Genomic DNA, 20,722 nt, shown 5'->3' with positions numbered 1-20,722 from the left:
ACTTAGTCCGACTAAAAAATGTAAATATGAAATTACTTTATGCATTTATTTTAATTGCTGGACTCTCGAGCTGTAAAGCGAGGATTGTAGAGGATCCGCTTGTAATTAAACGAAATCTAAGTGACAACGCATTGCTTACTTTGGTACAGAAACAGACGTTTCAATACTTTTGGGACGGTGCGGAACCCAACTCCGGGCTTGCACGTGAACGCTATCATAGTGATGACATTTATCCCCAAAATGACAAGCATATAGTTGCCACCGGAGCAGTTGGCTTTGGTGTAATGTCTATCCTTGTAGGAATCGAGCGCAAATTTATTACCCGTCAGGAAGGTTTTGAACGGCTTAAAAAAGGAGTGTCTTTTTTAGAGAAAGCAGAACGCTTTCATGGTGCTTTTCCGCATTGGATTGACGGCAACACAGGAAAAGCAAAACCATTTAGTAAAAATGATGATGGAGCCGATCTTGTGGAGACTGCTTACCTGGCTCAAGGGTTGTTGTGCGTCCGACAGTATTTCAAAGACGGAAACATAGCGGAAAAGGCTTTAGCAGCGCAGATTGATACCTTATGGAAAGGCATTGACTGGAACTTTTTTACAAAAGGAGAAAACGTATTGTATTGGCATTGGTCGCCAAACGTTGCCTGGAAAATGAACTTTGCAGTTACAGGCTTTAATGAATGTTTGATTATGTATGTGATGGCTGCCGCTTCTCCTACTCATACGATTAAGCCAGAAGTTTATCATGAAGGTTGGGCACGTAATGGTGGAATTAATACTGATATCAAACCCTATGGTTATCCAATCAAGCTCAAACATAATGGCGAGAAAGACAACGTTGGTCCGCTTTTCTGGTCTCAGTATTCGTTTCTTGGTTTAAATCCGACGGGCTTAAAGGACAAGTATGCAAATTACTTTGAAGAGGCTAAAAACCACACTTTGATCAATTGGGCCTATGCAAAAGAAAATCCTAAGAATTATAAGGGTTACGGCGAAAATTCCTGGGGTTTGACTGCGAGTTATTCCGTTGATGGATACTCGGGCCATAGTCCTGCAAATGATCTGGGAGTAATTACACCTACTGCGGCACTTTCTTCGTATCCTTTCACTCCAGATAAGTCAATGAAGATGATCAGGCATATGTATGAGAACTTAGGGGATAAGGTTTGGGGAGAATTTGGGTTTTACGACGCTTACAGCGAGACTAAGAACTGGTATCCCAAAAGATATTTAGGCATTGACCAGGGTCCCATCGTGGTGATGATTGAAAATGGACGCTCTGGATTGCTTTGGGACCTGTTTATGAGTAGCCCAGAGGTTAAAACAGGACTCAGGAAATTAAGATTCACAAGTCCGGCATTATAAAAAAGATGATCATGAAGCTATTTAGAACTATTGTCCTCGGTTTAATTGTCTTTACAACAACCGGTGCTTTAGCACAAAACAAACCTTTCTGGAATGAAATCCAGGATTTCAAGAAACAGGACAGTACAAAGATGCCTGCAGCCGGAGGTATCGTATTTGTTGGAAGCTCTTCCCTTCGGATGTGGAAAAACCTGGAGTCTTTTTATCAATCGTACAAAGCGATCAACCGGGGTTTTGGTGGTTCCAACCTACAACAGGCCAATATGTACATCAATGAACTGGTATTTCCGTATAAACCCAGGCAGGTTGTAATTTACAGTGGCGAAAATGATATCGCAGAGGGAACTTCGGCTATTGAGACTTTAAATAGACTGGCCACTTTCTTTTCAAATATTAGAAACAGACTACCTGAGGCTAACATTGTGTTTATATCAATTAAAGAAAGCCCATCCCGCGCTAAATTTAGCGATGCCACTGTCCACGCAAACCGACTCATTAAAGAATATCTGCTCAATTACAGAAACACAAAATATATAGATGTGAACAGTAAGATGAAAACGGCAGATGGCAAACTTAGACCCGAACTCTTTTTAAAGGATATGCTTCACATGCAGCCTGCGGGATACGAGATATGGATCAAGGAAATCACTCCCCATTTATTGAAATAATAGTTAGTTCACTCTAATAACGATACTTACAACCAATAGCAATGAAAAGGTTTTTCCTGTTTATATTTTTAGTGAATACCGTGGCATTTGCATACGGACAGCAAAAGAAAGCGCTTAGCGAAAGTCAAAAGATGAATACATTTATCTCTGCGTTAATGACTAAGATGACGATTGACGAAAAGATCGGGCAATTAAATCTGGTTACAGGGGGCGAAGCGACAACTGGTGCGGCGGTAAGCACGGATGTAGAGAGTAAGATTAAAAAAGGCCAGGTTGGCGGTATTTTCTCTATGACTACTCCTGCAAAAATCAGAAAAACACAGGAACTGGCAGTCAACAATACCAGACTAAAAATCCCGATCATATTTGGACAGGATGTCATCCATGGTTATAAAACAAATTTCCCTATTCCATTAGGACTTGCCGCTACCTGGGATTTGGATCTTATTAAGCAAAGTGCCCGGATCGCAGCTGTGGAGGCAAGCGCGGACGGGATAAACTGGACATTTTCTCCTATGGTTGACATTTCCCGTGATCCGCGTTGGGGACGCATTTCTGAAGGAAGTGGTGAAGATCCATTCTTAGGCTCTGCAATTGCAAAAGCGATGGTGGAAGGATACCAAGGTAATGATTTGAAGTTAGCGAACACCATCATGGCGTGTGTTAAACATTTTGCCTTATACGGTGCAGCAGAGGCAGGGTTGGATTACAATACGACTGATATGAGCCTTCAGCGGATGTATAATGAATATTTGCCGCCTTATAAAGCCGCCTTAGCTGCGGGTGCAGGAAGTGTGATGGCATCATTCAATGACATCAATGGAACCCCTGCTACTGCAAATAAATGGTTGATGACTGATGTTTTACGCAAACAATGGGGCTTTAAGGGCTTTGTGGTATCAGATTATACCGGGGTTAGTGAATTGACAAACCATGGTTTGGGAGATCTTAAAACGGTTTCCGCATTGTCATTGAAAGCGGGTGTGGAGATGGACATGGTAAGCGAAGGATTTTTAACAACCTTGAAAAAGTCATATCAAGAAGGTAAAGTAACCCTTCAAGAAATAAACAATGCTTGCAGATTGATTTTGGAGGCGAAGTATAAGTTGGGGTTATTTGAAGATCCATACCGGTATTGCAATGAAGAACGTGCAAAGAATGAGATCCTGACTCCTGCGAATCGGGCGTTTGCAAGAAAAGCGGCGACTGAATCGTTCGTGCTTTTAAAGAACGAAGGCAACATTTTGCCCTTGAAAAAGTCGGGTAAGATTGCCTTGATCGGCCCGTTGGCGAATACCAGAACCAATATGCCTGGAACCTGGAGTGTAAATGCGGATATGAATGTAGTTTCTACTTTTCTTGAAGGATTAACAGACGTTGCCGGACCAGGTGTTAAAATTCTGCATGCAGTTGGCTCTAACTTAATCGCAGATGCTCAGCAGCAGACCTGGGGTACGGCGCATGGAAGGGATATTCCAAGGGACAACCGGCCGGAAGGTGAAATCATAGCAGAAGCAGTTGCGATAGCTAAACAATCGGATGTCGTGGTAGCTGCCTTAGGAGAAGCATCGGAGATGTCTGGTGAAAGCAGCAGTAGAACCAACATTGAGATTCCGGAAACGCAAAAAAGGCTGTTGGCAGCGCTGCTTAAAACAGGGAAACCCGTAGTCCTGGTTTTATTTGCAGGCAGGCCATTAGCGATAAAATGGGAAAGTGAGAACGTCCCCGCAATATTAAATGTATGGTTTGGTGGGACTGAAGCTCCAAGAGCAATCGCTGATGTCCTTTTTGGAACGGTTAACCCCTCGGGAAAACTGCCTGCAACTTTTCCGCAAAATGTGGGTCAGGTACCGATTTACTATAGCCATAAAACTACTGGTCGCCCACTGGGCAGTGATCCCTGGTTCACTCGATTCAAAGCGAATTATTTAGATGTAAGTAATGATCCGCTTTATCCCTTTGGTTTTGGGTTAAGCTATACGACCTTCGCTTACAGCAATATGAAGATCAGTAGTCCTTTATTGAAAAAAGGCGGCAAGGTAATAGCGAGTATTACGGTGACGAATACTGGTAAATACGAAGGTATGGAGACTGTTCAACTCTACATCCGCGATTTGGTGGCTTCGAGCACCCGGCCGGTGAAAGAACTGAAGGGATTTAAGAAAATACATTTGAAGCCTGGAGAAAGCACTAGTGTCGATTTTCCGATAACAGAGCAAGAATTGAAGTTTTACAATATGGATCTGAAGTTTGTAACTGAACCGGGAGACTTTAAGGCATTTATAGGGCCTAACTCAAGAGATACGAATGCTGTAGATTTCAAGCTACAGTAGTATCGAGTTTTGGTTTGGGTGCAAGTGGGTGATTGATGCACGCCCTTACCACCAAACACAAATACATATTATCATTAAGACCTACCTATCTTAAAGAAAAAATTACTAAGTATCTCTATTTATCCTAAATAATCGTTAAGTTTGAACCGCTAACCGGTTATACATTGACTGCATCCAGTAAAAAATATAAACTTTTAAAAAAGGAAGTGTTACGTCATTTGTACGTTCACAAAATGCTCACGCTTACGGAATTAAGTGCTTTGAGTGGCAAGAGTGTGCCCCTTATCACATCAGCAATCAGCGATCTTGTAGCTGATGGTTATGTAGTTGAGCATGGCTTAGCTCCCTCTACGGGAGGACGCCGGGCAATTGGCTTCTTATTAAATCAAGATAAAAAACGATATATAGTAGCTGTGGCCCTCGATCAAATGGTTGCCCAGATCGCTATATACGATATGCTAAATTATCCACAGCATCCTGTTGAAGTGATGTCGCTAAAGCTAGCAGAAGACAAGGCTGCAATTCAAAAACTAGTTCCATTTATCGTCGGCCACATACAACGTTCCGGAATCTCTCCTGATCACCTCCTTGGAGTCGGTATAGGTATGCCCGGCTTTATTGATGCAGTTAATGGCATCAACCACAGTTTTTTCAAGCTTCCGGATGGGCAAAATCTAAAAGCTTACCTCCAAAAGGAGATCGGCTTGCCGGTATTTATCGACAATGACTCCAGTTTGATTGCACTCGCAGAGCTAAAGTTTGGACAAGGGAAAGGCGAAAAGGAAGTGATGGTGGTTAACATCGGCTGGGGCATCGGCTTAGGCATGATTGTAAATGGAAAGCTTTTTAGAGGTCACAGTGGCCTTGCCGGAGAGTTTAGTCACATCCCATTATCGCAAAGTAATAAATTATGTTCCTGTGGTAAAAGGGGTTGTCTTGAAGTGGACACCTCTTTATTGGTACAGGTAGAACGTGCCCGGGCAGAGATGGCCGCTGGAGTAAATTCAAGTATGGAAAGACTGTTCGAGGATGAATCGAAGCTTCCTGGAGACCATCTTCTTGATGCTGCTAACGCGGGAGATCCGCTAGCAGTAAATGTATTATCTGAGGCTGCATTCCTTATCGGAAAAGGATTGTCGACCCTGATTCATATCATGAATCCGAAGCTAATTATACTAAGTGGTCGTGGTGCAAGAGCAGAAAAAATCATCATGGCTCCAATAAATCAGGCGATCAATGAATTCTGCATCCCAAGGATTGCAGAATATACAGAGATCAAGGTATCTAAGATTGCATCTGAATCTGAACTGTTGGGAGCGGCGATCCTCGTAATGGACAATTGTGAATTTAAGTAGCGAATAAGAACAACCAATATATATAACAACCAATTTCTAACTTCAATCCCAAAAAATGAAACAGATCTATTTAAAGTGTTTAAGCGTATTGCTATTTACCCTCCTGGCAATGTCGGCTTCTGCACAAAAAGCAGTTACAGGTACTGTAACAGACAACTCAGGCTTGCCCATTCCGGGGGTGAGCGTGATCGAGAGGGGTACAAAAAATGGCACCTTAACGGATGTTAACGGTAAATATACCATTACGGCCGCACCAGGCGCTATCCTCACATTTACCTATGTAGGCCTCGCTGTCAAAGAAGCCACCATTGGTGAGGCGGCAACAATCAATATCGTTTTACAAGACGATGCAAATACGCTTGGAGAAGTAGTCGTTACTGCCTTAGGAATCAGAAGAGAAAAGAAGTCACTCGGATATTCCGTTCAGGAAGTGAAAGGACAGACACTCGTCGAAGCAAGGGAACCCAATCTGGTGAACACGCTTTCAGGCAAAGTAGCTGGTCTACAGGTGACAAGGTCAAGTAACGGTCCAATGGGATCTTCCCGAATCACGTTACGTGGAAACAATTCACTAACTGGTAACAATCAGCCTCTTGTAGTAGTTGATGGTGTTCCGGTAAGTAATTTCACAGGTGCAGACAACAATGATTTCAATAATCCTAACCCTGATTACGGTAATGGTCTTGCTGATATAAATCCGGAAGATATAGAAAACGTTTCTGTACTTAAAGGTCCAACAGCTGCGGCACTTTATGGCTCCCGTGCAGGTAATGGTGTCATCTTAATTACTACAAAGTCGGGTACCGCTCAAGCCGGTCTGGGGATTAATTTCTCGACTTCTGTAGGTATCGAAACCATATTTACTGGTCCAGACATGCAAAATGAATTTGGACAAGGATCTAATGGTGTCTTTGCAGCGCTCGATGGTACAAGTTGGGGGCCGCGTATTGAAGGACAAAGTTTGCCGAAATGGAATGGTGTTTCCAGCCCATTAGCAGCGTACGACAATGTTCAAAACTACTTTAACCGTGGTACTTCATTAAATCAGAGTATTTCGTTTCAAAGGCAATTCAAATCTACTTCGGTTTATACTTCTTATAACCGTTCTGATGATGCGAGTATAATTCCAGGTGCTAAGCTAACGCGTAATAACTTAACTGCTAGAGGCGTTACAAAGTTTGGTGCCGATGACCGTTGGACTACTGACACGAAGGTTCAATACAGTAACACAAAAGCAAACAATCGTCCAATTGGAGGTAATAGAACAGAAAATTCTTTCGGTACACTATATACTATGCCTCGCTCTTTGGACATACGGGATTTTAGTGCCGCTACTAATGATCAAGGCAATATGCTATGGTATGGTTCAAGCAGTCAGATCAACCCTTACTGGAACCAGGAATATAACCGCAACCAAGATGACAGGGACCGCTTTTTAATGAGTGGATCTTTGAAATACCAATTTAACAGCTGGTTAAACGCTGAAATACGTGGAGGAGCTGATATCTATACCACGAATTACGAGAACCTGACTTACGCAGGAAGTCCTATCGTTAGAAATGGACGTTATAGCGAAGGCAAAAGAACTTTTACAGAAACCAATTATAGTACGTTGTTTACGGCCACAAAGGACAATCTGTTCGGCAAGGTAGGTGGTGCAGCAACGTTAGGTGGAAACCTAATGTCACAGCGTATGGATTATTTGTCTGCAAGCTCTGGTGAGTTCAACGTGCCGAATTTCTTTGCAATAAACAACGGCGTTAACGCCCCAACAGTTGATCAGCAAGGTGACCGAAAAAAGATTAATTCTGTTTACGGATCAATACAGGCAAACTATGATCAATACTTCTTCTTAGAAGGAACAATGAGAAATGACTGGTCTTCTTCATTGAGCAGAGAGAACAGATCTTATTTCTATCCTTCAGTAAGTACGTCATTGGTGTTCTCAGAAATGATCGTTAAAAATGGAGGAACGTTGCCTGCATGGATGAGCTTTGGTAAGGTGCGCGCATCTTATGCTCAGGTGGGTAACGACCTTCCGGCGTATCAATTGTACAATGCTTACAATGTAGGAAAGGATCCGAATGGAGGAACTACTGCGAGTAGAGGAAGAATTTATTTTGATCCTACAGTTAGAAGTGAGTTAATTAAGTCATTCGAAGTAGGAGCAGAGATGCGTTTCTTTGACAGCCGCCTTGGATTTGATGTTGCCTATTATAAGTCAAATGCTACGCGTCAGCTAATCGACATTCCGTTGGATCCGTTAAGCGGATACAGCAGTCGTAAGATTAACGCTGGTGATATTGAAAATAAAGGATTTGAAGCTACGGTCAACGCAGGAATATTAACCAGTGAAAAAGGTTTAAACTGGAATCTCTCTGCGAATTACTCCGCCAACATTAACACGGTGAATGCAATTACAGATGGAATTACCCTTTACGGTTTAGGTGGATACGACAATGTACAGATCTATGCAGAAACTGGAAAGAAATATGGTGAGATCTATGGTAGCAAGTACTTGCGTGTGGAAGATTCATCCAGTCCTTATAATGGACAATTGATCTTAGATGCAAATGGATTCCCTCGTCTTGGTCAACAAGGTGTGAGGTTAGGTAATCAGCAGGCCACAGGCTTACTGGGTGTGACCAACTCTTTCGCTTATAAAGGGATCGGCTTGTCGTTCCTGGTAGATGCGCGTTTCGGTGGACAAATATTCTCTGCATCAAATGCGATCATGCAAGAGAATGGAACTGCAGCAATCACGGCGCCAAACGGGCAACGTGAGGCGTTTGTAGTGCCAGGGGTGCGTCAGGTTGCTACTGGTTATGAAGTGAATACTACGGCGGTGAGTCCTCAGTTGTATTGGGCACAGGTGCATAGTTTCGGAAATCTTGGTATTTCAGAAGAAAACATCTATGATGCTACGAACATACGTTTGAGAAATGTGCAGTTAAGCTATTCATTACCAAAAAGCCTATTGGCAAAATCACCTGTTCAGCGTGCTAAATTAGGCTTTACTGTAAATAATGTGTGGTTAATTTCAGGAGACATGAACGGAATCGATCCGGAATCCGTATATAATACTGCAACCAATGCTACAGGCTTTGAAAGTTTAAGTTCTCCAACTACAAGAACCTATCTGTTTAACCTGACAATTGGCTTTTAATACTAAACATGAAAAACAATTTAAAAGATATCATGATGAAAAACTTTGTAAGAAACTCATCGATGCTACTGGCAGCAACCTTAATGTTCGCCTCCTGCAAAAAATTTGAAGACACCAACGTGAACCCTTTAGTGGCGAACGGTGAACAGGTCCAGATTGAATACTTCCTGAACAACTCCATTACTGAAGCGCAGATGAATCCTGACGTTGCTGAACGGGCATTTGTGCTCTATTGGAAAACTGCAGGTCACCAGCACAGTAACGGTGGTATCTCTTCTGGTACCTATAATGATGAATGGTCTAACGCTTACTACAATCAGGTAGCCGGCTGGCTTAACTCCGTAAACACGGGTATCCAGATCGCTAATGAGCAAACTACTGCTGGAAATACTAAAGCGTACACTAATAACCTGATTCAGGTTTCCCGCATTTGGCGTGCTTACCTGATGAGTGAAATGTCTGACAACTTTGGTCCGATTCCAGTGGTGGCTTTCCAGGTACAGAACCCAAGTTTCAACGAAGTCAAAGATGTATACTACTACCTTTTGGAGGAGTTGAAAGATGCAAGCGCGAAGTTGGATGTTAATCTAGCTACTACAGAATCGTTGAAAAAGCTGGATCCTGCTTATCAAAATGACTATACCAAGTGGAGAAAGTATGCAAATTCATTAAGAATGCGGTTAGCTATGCGTCTTTCTGAAGTTGATGCCAGCAAAGCACAAACTGAATTTCAGGATGCAGCTGCAGGTGGTCAGTACATAACTACAATGGCAGAAACCTTCCAGGTGAGAGAGTTAGGTGGTTGGAATGCCTTGACCGGCGTTATGAGCCGGGAGTGGAATGCACAGTTCATTTCAGCGACGTTGTACAATCTCTACTTAGGATTAGGCGGTATCGAAACAAAAGATCAGTTGGCGACAAGTTATCACAGTTACATTAAACCAGCAAACTACATGGGCCTTAAGTTGGATGAGCATTTTACATCTAGAACAAACAACCCTTCTGCAGGTTACTGGTTTGACGGTCTACCTAATACCATAGATCCACGTGCTTACAAAACGTTTATTATTCCAGGTGATTTCACTAATCCGAATTTCAACTCATATTCTACGGATAATGCCAGAAATACGGTTAGAAACCTGGTTAATGATGCCGGTGCAACTGTAAAAGTAATTGATGCTAAATTTACTTATAATGCCTCAAACACAGGTGATTGGGGTGTTAAAGGTACAAGGAATCAAGTACGTGCTTTTGAAGGTACTATGCCGCGCCTGGCTAACCAATTCAGAACCAGTGCGAGCAGCCGTATTTTCTTTGCGCCTTGGGAAACTTACTTCCTGTTGGCCGAAGCTTCCTTGCGGGGTTGGACGGTTCCCATGTCTGCTAAAGCGGCATACAACGCTGGTGTTACTTCGAGTTTAGCCTATTGGGGTGAAGAGGGAAGAGCTGGACAATACCTTGCTTCAACAGCTTATAACCGTGTTGGTACATCTGTTAGTTGGGACCATACCACAGAGCCTCCTGCAAGTCGTACCATGAACTATGTTGACGGCTATACCAATGCAGCCGGTACGACTACCGTTCTGTATCCAAAGAATGACCTTTACAAGAGCGGTACTGTTAAAAACGATCTCTTGACTAAAATTATCACGCAAAAATTCATTGCGCAAACACCATGGTTGCCGTTGGAGGCCTGGAATGATCAAAGAAGATTGGGCTTACCGTTCTTTGAGAACCCGGCCATAGAAAATCCTTTACCAAATCTACCGGCGCTGACTACTGCTACCTACATGACCAGCAGTTTGAAGTTTTTCCCTCAGCGCTTAAGGTATCCTGCAAGTTTGAAGAACTCTAATGGTGCAGGTTACAGTCAGGCAGTTGCTGCATTAGGTGGGCCAGACGAAGTTCTTACCCCATTATGGTGGGCTAAGAAACAATAACAGCTAGTATCCTATTTAAAAGGCCGCCTCAAGTAATTGAGGCGGCCTTTATATTTTATGCATTAATTGACTTGTCGACCGGGAAAAACACTTTGAAGGTTGTGGATTCATTTAGCGTGCTTTCTACTTCTATCATGCCTCCGAGCGCTTCAATCTGGTTTTTAATTATAAAAAGTCCCAGGCCCTTTGCATCTGCATTTCCATGGAATGTTTTATACATTCCAAAGATCTCTTCGCCGTTGGTTTCCAGGTTAATACCAACACCATTGTCTTTGAAAATGAGAATATTATAGCCATCTTGCTCGATTACATTAAGGTCTACTTCCAGAGCTCTGTGGGGCGACTTATATTTTAACGCATTGGTCAACAAATTAAGCACAATGCTTTCCAGATAGGCTGGGTTAGTCTGGAGAAATATCGACTCCTCGAAATGGTAGCTAATTTTGGCATTAGCCTTATCAAATAGTATCCTAATGCTATCTATGATCCTGATAATTTCATCTTTCACATAAATCTTTTTGATCAGTAAGTTGGTATTGGTCTGGATGTTTATAACATCGCTTAAATTACGGATTGTTGCATCAAGACCACTTACGCTTTTTTTAATGATGTCCCAACTCATGTCCTTCTCCTGCTCGTTGCCATCATCGTTAAGGTCAATGATGCCAATGATGTTCGCGACATGAGAACGGATATTATGTGAGATGATGTAGGTAAAGTTGATTAACTTTTTATTCTGATCTGCAGTAACGTTCACCAAGGTTTGCAGCTCCTGCTGTCGCATGATCAGTGATGTGATATTGTGTCCTATACAAAGCAGTTCGAAAGAATTTCCAGATTCGTCCGGAACCGTTCTAAACTCCCACTGAGTAGATAGAATTCCAGTAGAGTGAGGTTTTCTCAAGATCACCCAATGTGATTGACCAGGGTTAATGAAACATTGTTGAACCGTGTCAATACACGCCTGGTGATCCTCTTCAATAATCAGATCGAGTGACGGTGTACCTAACAATTCAGCCGGCTCTAAGCCGAATTTCTGGCAGAAAAACGGATTCATATAGGTGTACTTCCCTTCAAGGTCAGTTTTTATCACATAAAATGAGTTGTTTTCAATGATAGACCTATAGTAATGGTCATCAGCTCTGATTTGTTTAACTATTGAATTAGCATCATTATCATTACCCTTCTCGATTTTCTTCATTAATAATACTAATAGTTGTAGGCGAGAAAGATATGGATTAATACTTATCTTCTTGATTTATTTTTAGCTGGTCTCAGCTTTGTGACGTATCCCTTATTAAATGCTGGTCAGCGCAGTAAACATAAGAGCCGCCTGGATTCCAGGCGGCTCTTATGTTGAATTGAAACCTAGATTATTTTATCTCAATCTGGCGACTTACCATTTTAGCTTCTTCGCGCTTAGCTATGTCAATGCATAATACGCCATTTTCATATCTAGCGGTAATCGCTTCCGGGTTGGCGCTTTCCGGTAGGGTAAAGCCGCGAATAAACGAACTGTAGCTGAATTCACGTTTGCTATAGCTGCGATCCTCAGACGAATCCTGTAAAGTGTGTTCAACTGAAACACTCAATAAGTCGCGCTCGAGTTTTAACTTAAAGTCGTCTTTCTTCAAGCCTGGAGCAGCGAGTTCAACATGATAGTGATTTTCGGTTTCACTGATATTAGCTGCTGGTACTCTGCTTACCATGCGGTCAGTAAAAAACGTGTCATTGAAAATGGAATCAAAGACATTGTTAATTGTTGGCAAGTTGCCATTTCTTTTGGTTTCGGAATTAAATTTAACCAGTGTCATAGGTCTGTCCTCCTTAATTTTAGTTAATGATTTAAACTTATTAGTTAATTAAACTTTTTATCTGAACGTCTGTTCGCTTAAGGTATAGCAACTGGAATGCCAACGCTAAAAAAGCCGAGACTGACTGCAAAATTTACAGGTCTTCTGCAAAGATTTCAGTTGCAATGTCAAAAATTCAGATTTATTGTCAAAAGTTCGTAGCTACTTCAACGAACTTGAACAGGGATAAGCATCAATAGGAAAATACATTTAAAGTCTATTAACCTATTGAAATTAAGTCCAATAAGCTAAAGTTTCAAATCTTGAACCATTTGCGATCAAAGTTGTTAACTGAAAAGTTTAGACTACAATGTCCAATCTATGAGCGCATTAAAAGAACCCGTATTAAAGATACTTAATAAGATCTACGAACCTTCGTCAATGGTTGAAGTTCAGTTTAAGCGATACGACCTGGCCTTTAAAACTGATGAGCAGGGAAGACCCATCCTGTTATTTATGGGAGTAAAGGACGAGGCAGGACGGATCCAAGGGGAGCGGTACGCAAGGCGACTTGTTTTCGATGCTGAAGGGAAAACCGTAAAAGACCACTGGGACCACAAGGGAAAAGCAACAGCACAGATTTAAATTTTAACTGAAAAACACTCAAATGGAATTCATAGACATCTTAGGGATAGTGGCGGGGATTCTTACTTCGTCCTCCATAATTCCTCAAATCGTTACTACACTTAAGAAGAAGAAAGCAGGGGACGTTTCTTTATTTATGTTCATTGTAATGATGAGTGGAAATGCGCTTTGGATCTACTACGGCTTCAGTAAGTCTGATATTGCGATCATCAGCACGAATTTCCTTTCCTTAGCCTTGAATATTGTAATGTTGATTCTAAAGTTCAGGTTTCGTGGGAATAACTAAGCCTCAAGGATCTCGATTGCGGGTGGTAAAGTACCTGAAATACCCGCCAAATACCTGATTTTAAATCACCCTAAACTGCATTCTGTAATCCCTGTTAGTAAACTATAATAGCCATCTAATTATGAATAGTATATTAAGCAGCTGGAAAGCTGTCTTCGGGTTGTGCCTTGTCATTCTCTTAATGGAGAGCTGCAGTGGGCAAGCGAAGGATCAGGAGATCAAAGCGGACATCACAATTAAAGCGAAAGACGACGTAAATTTTGCAGGTGTCCAATTTTACGTTAAGGATGCAACAGTGAAGCTGGTTGGGACCTGTCCGACGCCGAAGTCAATAGCGTTGGTCAAACAAAAGCTCAGTACGATACATGTGATTGACAGTGTGGAAGATTATTTAACGATCGCTCCTGTAAGACTGGGATCTAGTTTGGCGATGAAACAGCAAGCGGATAGCATATTATCAAAGTATCCGACGGTGATTTCGTCGGTATCAGATACCTCCATAACACTTCTTGGCGATATTGGAAATTCTGAACTGCAAAAACTACTGCCTGTAATGAAGAAAGTGCATCCCAATGTAATTACTCTCCGTCTAAACACGAATGCCTTAACATTATGAAAAAAGAAGAGATACATTGGCTGGATTGGCACCGTATATTGTTAGGCACAGCGCCGGAGCTGTTTTTAGTAGAAGTATTAGTACGAACTATAATCATCTATCTGTTCCTGCTGGTGATCTTGAGATTGCTGGGTAAAAGGATGGGTGGTCAGTTGACAATTTCCGAATTGGCGGTTATGCTTACTTTGGGAGCAATCATCTCTATTCCCATGCAGGTACCGGATAAGGGACTGGCACAAGGATTTGTGGTGTTGATCTGTGCGCTCTTCTTTCAGCGCGGGGTCAACTACTTCGGTCTTAAAAGTCAAAAATTTGAACGTTTACTTCAGGGAAGGGAGCGGTTAATGGTAAAGAATGGCGTGATGATGGCAGCCGAATTGCTGGAAATGAAAATGTCGCGTGAGCAGATGGCAGCTGTTCTAAGAGCTGAAAAGATATTCAACCTGGGTGAGGTTCGGCGCGTTTACATTGAAGCTGACGGTTTATTTTCAATATTCAAGTATCCCGAAGCCCGACCCGGCCTCTCACTGCTCCCGCCTGCAGATGAGGCAGGCGGTTCAGATTTGTCCGTAATCAAAGACGTCATGGTGTGTAGCCACTGCGGTAACCCTGCTCCCGGAATAAATGAAATTAATAATGCTTGTAGTATCTGTACAGCAAATGAATGGACACCCGCAGTAATCGCTAAGAAGTAATGAAAGAATTCGAAATTAAATTCAGCGATATCCACCGGATATTAATTGGAGACGTTCCCTATCACTTTTATCTGGAAGTAATATTTAGGGTCGCATTTATCTATTTGATCCTGATGGTTTCCCTGCGGCTCATGGGCAAAAGGATGTCTACGCAGCTTGGGAGAAATGAGATGGCCGCTGTTACGTCCCTTGCTGCTGCGATTGGTGTGCCGCTTATGAGCCCTGACCGCGGATTGTTACCTGCGGTAGTCATTGCCGCAGTAATCATTACCTTCCAGATTTTAATAGCAAAAAAAGCGTCAACCAACAAGAAGTTTGAATCCTTCACACAAGACAAATATAACATGTTGGTCAAAGATGGTGTTTTGGATACTAAGGCTATGATGTCTACCCGGGTGAGTAGAGACCGTGTTTTTTCACAGCTGCGGTCTGAAAGCATCAGTAATTTAGGCGAGGTAAAGCGCTTGTATTTTGAAGCGGGAGGATCCTTTAGTATACTTGCCGCTGAAAACCCTAAACCGGGTTTGTCGGTGTTACCAGAATGGGATGTGGATATGTCTTCCGACATGCATCAGTCTGTTGATCAGGAGATCTGCGGCTATTGCGGGTATCAAGACCCTGGTCCTGTTGCCGCTAAAGAGAAAGTTTGTGGTAATTGTCAGCATAAAGACTGGGTCTCTGCAGTTACTTTGCTAGAATAATATCATCACCCTTCTCGCTTAAAAGGGACTCTACGGCGGATACTATTGCCAAGGAGGAAGGGTAAGGAACCCATTCTGAATAAATGCTCTGGTTAACAAAGTTAATGACCTGGTTGCGACTCTTCAACCGTTCATTTATACTAAATTCCAAACAGACATATCTATTTTTCCAAGGTTTGTGTTGAGGATTTGTTCTCGCGTAAAGTACGACTGTAGGAGTGGCAACTGCGGACGCAATGTGAACGATCCCCGTGTTTACACTTAATAAACATCTTGCGTGTCTGACCAGAGCCACCATTTCCGCTAAGGAGAGTTCTCCAGCAACCACAAAGGCGCCCTCGCCAATCCCTCTCGCGATTTCTTCACATAGGGGTCGCTCTTCCAGATTACCCGATAATAACAAAGGTAGACTAAAAGTCTTCATAATTTCAGTGCCTGCTTTAATCCATAATTCCAGTGGGTACCTTCTTTTTTCTTCAGATACACCAGGATGGAGGATAAGGTATTCATCGAACCGCAATCCGGTTATTGTACTAAGCTTGTCGCTTACTACTGAACTTTTAACAAGGTCTGTTATTGCCAAAGTCTCATCGCTGGTTCGCGCACCTATTTCGTTAACCAGTGCTAAATCACGCGCTACCTGATGGGTAATGACGTTATACGGTTCCTTATCAATTACCCAGTTGGAAAGGAGTTGGTAAGGGTTTTCCCGACAATAAGCAAGCACTAGAGGTATCTCACAAAGCGAAGCTAACATTGCTGCTGGCAAAGCGCTCTGACTATAAACCGTAAAGATGATACAACCGTCAAAATGACCCTCCCTGACCTGGTCGATAAGGGTTAACATACTTCTGCCTCCGTAAGAAGTGTCAGTTTGAACCCATGGTAAATCTGCAGTAATCACTTCGTCCACATAAGGCACCATCTGAGCAATTGGAGCTCCTTTACTTGAAGTCAGTAGCGTAATAGAAGGGTTGAACGTTTCCTTTAAGGCTCGTAGTGCAGGCGAGGACATGAGTACATCACCCATGTTATCCGCCCTTACACAAAGTATCTTTTTACAGGCCGCCCATTCCGTCATTGCACATATGGTTTGTTTTCTACTGCCGGCTCTGAAGACCTGATTTTTGAGATGATCGTTGTAGTGGACTGATTGGCCACTAATGGAAGCAGCACGACCTTAGTTTTAAGCGTTTTCAATAGGGCAAGCTCTGGCATAAACTTGTTCTTATAATCTGCGCCTTTAACGAATACATCAGGCTTGATCCGCCGTATAAGTTCAATTGGAGTATCATCTGCAGGTTGGCCGTAGCTTACAATGTGATCTATGCAACTTAACTCACTTAAAACTGCGATGCGGTTGTTTAACGTGTTAATAGGCCTGGAAAGGCCTTTTAGACGTCTGATGCTGTCATCGTTATTCAAACCAACGATCAGCACGTCTCCCCGCTTTTTAGAACCCTTTAAATAACGAACGTGACCGCTATGAAGCACGTCAAAGCATCCATTCGTAAATACGATCCTTTTGTTTTGTGCCCGATAATAGTCGCAGAGTTCTTCAAGGCCAACACTTAGCAATTTCTGCTTATGCTGGTACAGGTGAAGCAGTTCAGCTTTATCGCAGGTTGCAGTATGGCTCTTTTGAATTGCGATAAGCGCTGACGACATTGCCACTTCGAGTGCCATCTGAGCCGGTGCGCCACATAGTAGTGATAAGACTGCACCGCTCACAAAAGTGTCCCCGCCGCCGCTAACGCTTGGTGATTGTAGCGGAACACCGGCTGCTTTGCAGATCAGCTTTCCGTCTTGTAAAAAGGCAGCGCCATCCTTATCAAGGCTGACTGCAGTAATATTTGCATTTGTTTTTCTGCAGATGTCCCCCCCATAGGTTTTAATCTGATTTAACCTGTCTGCACTGGTTGGGTACTTCATTAATTCGAGGAACTCCTTGTAATTGGGTTTTACGAAGTCGGGTCTCAAAACAGCAAACTTTTCAAGGTTCTTGGAATCAATGGCTAAAAACTTTCGATTGTCCTCCTGTAAGGTATTAAGCAAGGTGATCACCTCATCTGTAACTACTCCCTTTCCATAATCCGCAATCACAACAGCGTCACAAATGTGGTGTGCCAGCGTGATTTTATTTAGCAGTTTTGACAAGTTTGCTCCCGATACCGTTCCGGTAGAGCCTTCATCAAAACGAACTATTGTGCCGCTTGCTGAGCTAACCCGAGTTTTAACCAATGTGAATCTATCCTTACAGGCAACAATATATTTCTCCTCTATTTTAAAATCCTTCAATAGCTCAACTAGCTGTTCCCTACCTGCATCTGCACCGGTTAGTCCAGCCAATAGTACCTTAGCGCCCATAGCAGATAAGTTGGCTGCCGTGTTTGCCGCACCACCTAAACAAGTCCTTTTGTCTGATAGGTCAATTACAGGAATGCTGGCCTCCGGCGCAATCCGTGTACATTCGCCATATAAATAAGTATCTGCGATCATATCGCCGATCACTAATATAGTTTTGGCTTCAAACTTTTTAATTAACCTTGGAAAGTCTTGCTTCATGTTTTTTATCTGTAGCTAATATGAGGTCACATGCCTCATTTATCGTCTGGGTAGTGTAATGTGGCGTTCTGAAGGGCCCTTCCAGCCATTCTGTTTCGTTATTATTATCAACAAGTATTGATCTGCAACCGGCCCGGTTTCCGGCTTCAACATCGTTTAAAATATCTCCGATCATCCAGCTTTCCTCAAGGTTAAGCTGGTAATCTAAAGCGGCTCTTTTAAGCATTCCGGGTTCCGGTTTACGGCAGTCGCAGGCCATCCTATAGCGCTCAACTTTTCCGTTACTGTCATGCGGACAATAATAAAAGCCATCTAAGATGATTCCATTAATTCGCAGCAAAGACATGATTTTCCGATGCACGGAAATCAAATCACATTCTCTGAACAAGCCTTTGGCCACTCCAGACTGGTTAGTAACTACAATTAACTTATAACCGGCGCCCTGCAATTGCCTGAGCCCATCCACCGCATCATCACTTATTGTGATTAAGTGGTGATCAACGTTATAGGGGATGTCTGGTATAAGGGTGCCATCTTTGTCAAGAAATACTGCTTTATGAGTTTCCATAGTACTTTGCTATAGGGACTGGAAGCTCCGTTTCTGACTGCCTGACTTGTCTTAAAGGTGCAACCTTGGCTTCGAACGTAGCGCTCGGCCGGGTTTTAAACAATTTTATTTCTACCAGGGTACAAAGCAAGTGTACCAGCTGCAGATGTACCTCTTGTATGCGCTGCGTACTCTTGGAGGGTACGATGATGTCGATCAGCCCTGTACCTGCAGCCTCACCCCCATCTTTTCCTAGTAAATTGATACAGCTGATTCCAGCGTCTTTTGCCGCGGAAATCGCATTGATAATGTTCTCAGAGTTGCCGCTGGTACTAAACGAAATGAGCACGTCGCCTGGTTTACCATAGGCTTGTACCTGCCTTGCAAATACCTGGTCAAAGCCAAAGTCGTTCGCCCATGCCGTTAAAATCACAGTATCAGAATTTAAAGATAGGGCCGGAAGTCCGGGTCTTTCCGGGATTTCAAAGCGGCCAACTAACTCGGCCACGAGGTGCTGACTTTCAGCGGCACTTCCGCCGTTACCACATACTAATATCTTAGAACCCTTTTTAAGCGCATAACTGATCACATCAGCTGCCCTGGCGATAACACCAGACAACTCTTTCTCTGAACGCAATGAGATTTCAGACGCTTCTCTGAATGCTTGGCTGATGATCGAGGAACTGTCCAAATCCCTATTTAAAAAGCAATCCTGATAAAGGTCTGCCATTTTTGAAGCAATCCCCCTCCAGGTAAAATGATTTGCCGCATGCGCTATCGCATTTTTACTCATTTGATTGCAGCGTTTTTCATCTTGAATAAGACTTATAATTTTCTCTGCTAAAGCGTCAGAACGTTTAGGCGGGACCAATAATCCCGTTATTCCTGGTTGTACGGAATATTTAATTCCTCCTACATCTGATCCGATCACTGGCGTGCCGCAAGCCATAGCCTCCAGTGGGGTAATACCAAACGGTTCGTACCATGGCGTAGTCACGAACACATCAGCTGCATTATAGTAGTATCGCAATACATCCCGGTCTTTCTGACCAACAAATGTAGTTCGGTCTGAAACATTCAAGGTGGCCGCCAGCTTCTTTAATTCTGCAAGCTCATCTTGTTCAGCGTCACCAGCGGCGATATACTCCCCACCAACAATCAGTAGTTTAGCGTTAGGAATCTCCTTACAAACTTTAGCAAAAGCTTCAATTACGTTATCAACTCCCTTTCTTGGAACCATCCTGCCAAGTTGTAAAATAATTTTATCGTTAGGCTGCAGACCGAGTCGCTCTCTGCATTGCGCTTTGTCAACCGGGTAAAACTGATCAGGATTGTATCCACAGGGTATAATGGTGATTTTATCTGGGTCTACCTGATAATGTTCAATTAAATCGTCACGATCTTGTGGACATTCCGCAATGATCCGCTCTGCTGTCCTGGCAATATCCGACTCTATAGCCCCTCTTTCTTCAGGAAATTTATCTGCTTCTTTTTGATGTAACTTCCGAACCTTGCCCAATGCGTGAAAAGTGATTACAAAGGGAATGTTCAGTTTAGCTTTTAATTGCATGGCAACAAGGCCTGACATAAAGAAGTTAGCATGTATCAAGTCATACGTTAGTTCCTGACTCTCAATAAACTTGAGCATATGATTGCAGAAATCTCCCATAAACTCTAAAAGAAATTCCTTTGCGATGTGCTTTTCAGGTCCTGCCTGGATATTAATGATTCTAACCCCTGGCGCATAATCAACCACATGATGTAATGATTCGGAATCCTTACGCGTATAGACATCCACTAGTAAACCAGTCTCCGCAAGTCGTTTAGCCAGTTCGGCAACATAAACATTTTGACCACCGCTATCAATAGAGCCCAAAACGGCGAGAGGAGAGGCGTGATCACTTATAAATGCTATCCTTTTATTCATTCTTATGTGGTTACGGCCTAGAAAACCAGAGAAGCGCTTCATTTGTTCTACTGGAAAATACGTGTTTTAGGGTATATAGTACGTGATAGGACACTGTTTTTTTAGAACGGAAAAAAGCCAA

At 42.8% G+C, this 20,722-nt stretch carries 17 protein-coding genes; 11 read left to right on the top strand and 6 right to left on the bottom strand.

Annotation, left to right across the window (positions count from 1 at the left end):
• The first annotated feature begins 26 nt into the window (after positions 1–26).
• The 6 genes from WKF66_RS20200 (at position 27) to WKF66_RS20175 (ending at position 10,826) form a co-directional block, all read left to right on the top strand.
• Positions 27–1,364 (top strand): glucoamylase family protein, encoded by a 1,338-nt coding sequence (locus WKF66_RS20200; protein ID WP_489676316.1) that lies wholly within the window; start codon positions 27–29, stop codon positions 1,362–1,364.
• A gap of 11 nt (positions 1,365–1,375) precedes the next feature.
• On the top strand, positions 1,376–2,032 hold the full coding sequence (locus tag WKF66_RS20195) for a GDSL-type esterase/lipase family protein (protein WP_489676315.1): 657 nt from the start codon (positions 1,376–1,378) through the stop codon (positions 2,030–2,032).
• 41 nt (positions 2,033–2,073) lie between these two features.
• The gene (gene bglX / locus WKF66_RS20190; protein ID WP_489676314.1) at positions 2,074–4,365 is read left to right on the top strand and encodes a beta-glucosidase BglX; all 2,292 of its coding nucleotides are present in this window, start codon (positions 2,074–2,076) and stop codon (positions 4,363–4,365) included.
• Positions 4,366–4,529: 164 nt separating this feature from the next.
• Positions 4,530–5,720, top strand: a complete 1,191-nt coding sequence (locus WKF66_RS20185) for an ROK family transcriptional regulator (protein ID WP_489676313.1) — start codon at positions 4,530–4,532, stop codon at positions 5,718–5,720.
• A 55-nt stretch (positions 5,721–5,775) separates the two neighbouring features.
• Positions 5,776–8,886 (top strand): SusC/RagA family TonB-linked outer membrane protein, encoded by a 3,111-nt coding sequence (locus WKF66_RS20180; RefSeq protein WP_489676312.1) that lies wholly within the window; start codon positions 5,776–5,778, stop codon positions 8,884–8,886.
• Positions 8,887–8,894: 8 nt separating this feature from the next.
• Complete coding sequence (locus WKF66_RS20175; protein WP_489676311.1) at positions 8,895–10,826, top strand: SusD/RagB family nutrient-binding outer membrane lipoprotein; 1,932 nt, start codon at positions 8,895–8,897, stop codon at positions 10,824–10,826.
• A gap of 55 nt (positions 10,827–10,881) precedes the next feature.
• Here the strand turns inward: WKF66_RS20175 and WKF66_RS20170 are convergent, their stop codons facing one another.
• Together WKF66_RS20170 and WKF66_RS20165 are read right to left on the bottom strand one after the other, a co-directional pair.
• The gene (locus WKF66_RS20170) at positions 10,882–12,027 is read right to left on the bottom strand and encodes a PAS domain-containing sensor histidine kinase (RefSeq protein WP_489676310.1); all 1,146 of its coding nucleotides are present in this window, start codon (positions 12,025–12,027) and stop codon (positions 10,882–10,884) included.
• Between the two features lie 172 nt (positions 12,028–12,199).
• Entirely contained in the window at positions 12,200–12,640 is a 441-nt protein-coding gene (locus WKF66_RS20165) for an Hsp20/alpha crystallin family protein (RefSeq protein ID WP_489676309.1), read from the bottom strand.
• Between the two features lie 360 nt (positions 12,641–13,000).
• Here WKF66_RS20165 and WKF66_RS20160 point away from each other — a divergent pair, with 360 nt between their 5' ends.
• The 5 genes from WKF66_RS20160 to WKF66_RS20140 all read left to right on the top strand — a co-directional run bounded on the left by WKF66_RS20160 (position 13,001) and on the right by WKF66_RS20140 (position 15,562).
• Complete coding sequence (locus tag WKF66_RS20160) at positions 13,001–13,264, top strand: hypothetical protein (RefSeq protein WP_489676308.1); 264 nt, start codon at positions 13,001–13,003, stop codon at positions 13,262–13,264.
• Between the two features lie 22 nt (positions 13,265–13,286).
• Positions 13,287–13,550, top strand: a complete 264-nt coding sequence (locus WKF66_RS20155) for a SemiSWEET family sugar transporter (RefSeq protein WP_489676307.1) — start codon at positions 13,287–13,289, stop codon at positions 13,548–13,550.
• A gap of 121 nt (positions 13,551–13,671) precedes the next feature.
• Positions 13,672–14,166: a BON domain-containing protein gene (locus WKF66_RS20150; protein ID WP_489676306.1), complete on the top strand. Its 495-nt coding sequence runs from the start codon at positions 13,672–13,674 to the stop codon at positions 14,164–14,166.
• On the top strand, positions 14,163–14,861 hold the full coding sequence (locus WKF66_RS20145; RefSeq protein ID WP_489676305.1) for a DUF421 domain-containing protein: 699 nt from the start codon (positions 14,163–14,165) through the stop codon (positions 14,859–14,861). Before WKF66_RS20150 ends, WKF66_RS20145 begins: the two co-directional genes overlap by 4 nt.
• Positions 14,861–15,562, top strand: a complete 702-nt coding sequence (locus WKF66_RS20140; RefSeq protein WP_489676304.1) for a DUF421 domain-containing protein — start codon at positions 14,861–14,863, stop codon at positions 15,560–15,562. The genes WKF66_RS20145 and WKF66_RS20140 overlap by 1 nt, the downstream gene beginning before the upstream one ends.
• Here WKF66_RS20140 and WKF66_RS20135 read toward each other — a convergent pair.
• From WKF66_RS20135 to WKF66_RS20120, 4 genes are read right to left on the bottom strand one after another with little or no spacing between them, the layout of a single operon-like run.
• Positions 15,546–16,643, bottom strand: coding sequence for a glycosyltransferase family 9 protein (locus WKF66_RS20135; protein ID WP_489676303.1), 1,098 nt, complete (start codon positions 16,641–16,643; stop codon positions 15,546–15,548). The genes WKF66_RS20140 and WKF66_RS20135 overlap by 17 nt on opposite strands.
• Positions 16,640–18,127 (bottom strand): PfkB family carbohydrate kinase, encoded by a 1,488-nt coding sequence (locus WKF66_RS20130; protein ID WP_489676302.1) that lies wholly within the window; start codon positions 18,125–18,127, stop codon positions 16,640–16,642. The genes WKF66_RS20135 and WKF66_RS20130 overlap by 4 nt, the downstream gene beginning before the upstream one ends.
• Complete coding sequence (locus WKF66_RS20125; RefSeq protein ID WP_489676301.1) at positions 18,099–18,695, bottom strand: D-glycero-alpha-D-manno-heptose-1,7-bisphosphate 7-phosphatase; 597 nt, start codon at positions 18,693–18,695, stop codon at positions 18,099–18,101. Before WKF66_RS20125 ends, WKF66_RS20130 begins: the two co-directional genes overlap by 29 nt.
• On the bottom strand, positions 18,682–20,601 hold the full coding sequence (locus WKF66_RS20120) for a glycosyltransferase (protein WP_489676300.1): 1,920 nt from the start codon (positions 20,599–20,601) through the stop codon (positions 18,682–18,684). Before WKF66_RS20120 ends, WKF66_RS20125 begins: the two co-directional genes overlap by 14 nt.
• Positions 20,602–20,722 lie beyond the last annotated feature (121 nt).

It is taken from the genome of Pedobacter sp. (assembly GCF_037719805.1).
Taxonomy (GTDB): Bacteria; Bacteroidota; Bacteroidia; order Sphingobacteriales; family Sphingobacteriaceae; genus Pedobacter.
This window is presented reverse-complemented; position numbering and strand designations above follow the sequence as displayed.

Bases quoted from the DNA above. Each gene is read 5' to 3' on its own strand.
- WKF66_RS20200 (WP_489676316.1), top strand. From the start codon at position 27: ATGAAATTACTTTATGCATTTATTTTAATTGCTGGACTCTCGAGCTGT.
- WKF66_RS20195 (WP_489676315.1), top strand. From the start codon at position 1,376: ATGAAGCTATTTAGAACTATTGTCCTCGGTTTAATTGTCTTTACAACA.
- bglX (WP_489676314.1), top strand. From the start codon at position 2,074: ATGAAAAGGTTTTTCCTGTTTATATTTTTAGTGAATACCGTGGCATTT.
- WKF66_RS20180 (WP_489676312.1), top strand. From the start codon at position 5,776: ATGAAACAGATCTATTTAAAGTGTTTAAGCGTATTGCTATTTACCCTC.
- WKF66_RS20175 (WP_489676311.1), top strand. From the start codon at position 8,895: ATGAAAAACAATTTAAAAGATATCATGATGAAAAACTTTGTAAGAAAC.
- WKF66_RS20170 (WP_489676310.1), bottom strand. From the start codon at position 12,027: ATGAAGAAAATCGAGAAGGGTAATGATAATGATGCTAATTCAATAGTT.
- WKF66_RS20165 (WP_489676309.1), bottom strand. From the start codon at position 12,640: ATGACACTGGTTAAATTTAATTCCGAAACCAAAAGAAATGGCAACTTG.
- WKF66_RS20160 (WP_489676308.1), top strand. From the start codon at position 13,001: ATGAGCGCATTAAAAGAACCCGTATTAAAGATACTTAATAAGATCTAC.
- WKF66_RS20155 (WP_489676307.1), top strand. From the start codon at position 13,287: ATGGAATTCATAGACATCTTAGGGATAGTGGCGGGGATTCTTACTTCG.
- WKF66_RS20150 (WP_489676306.1), top strand. From the start codon at position 13,672: ATGAATAGTATATTAAGCAGCTGGAAAGCTGTCTTCGGGTTGTGCCTT.
- WKF66_RS20145 (WP_489676305.1), top strand. From the start codon at position 14,163: ATGAAAAAAGAAGAGATACATTGGCTGGATTGGCACCGTATATTGTTA.
- WKF66_RS20140 (WP_489676304.1), top strand. From the start codon at position 14,861: ATGAAAGAATTCGAAATTAAATTCAGCGATATCCACCGGATATTAATT.
- WKF66_RS20135 (WP_489676303.1), bottom strand. From the start codon at position 16,643: ATGACGGAATGGGCGGCCTGTAAAAAGATACTTTGTGTAAGGGCGGAT.
- WKF66_RS20130 (WP_489676302.1), bottom strand. From the start codon at position 18,127: ATGAAGCAAGACTTTCCAAGGTTAATTAAAAAGTTTGAAGCCAAAACT.
- WKF66_RS20125 (WP_489676301.1), bottom strand. From the start codon at position 18,695: ATGGAAACTCATAAAGCAGTATTTCTTGACAAAGATGGCACCCTTATA.
- WKF66_RS20120 (WP_489676300.1), bottom strand. From the start codon at position 20,601: ATGAATAAAAGGATAGCATTTATAAGTGATCACGCCTCTCCTCTCGCC.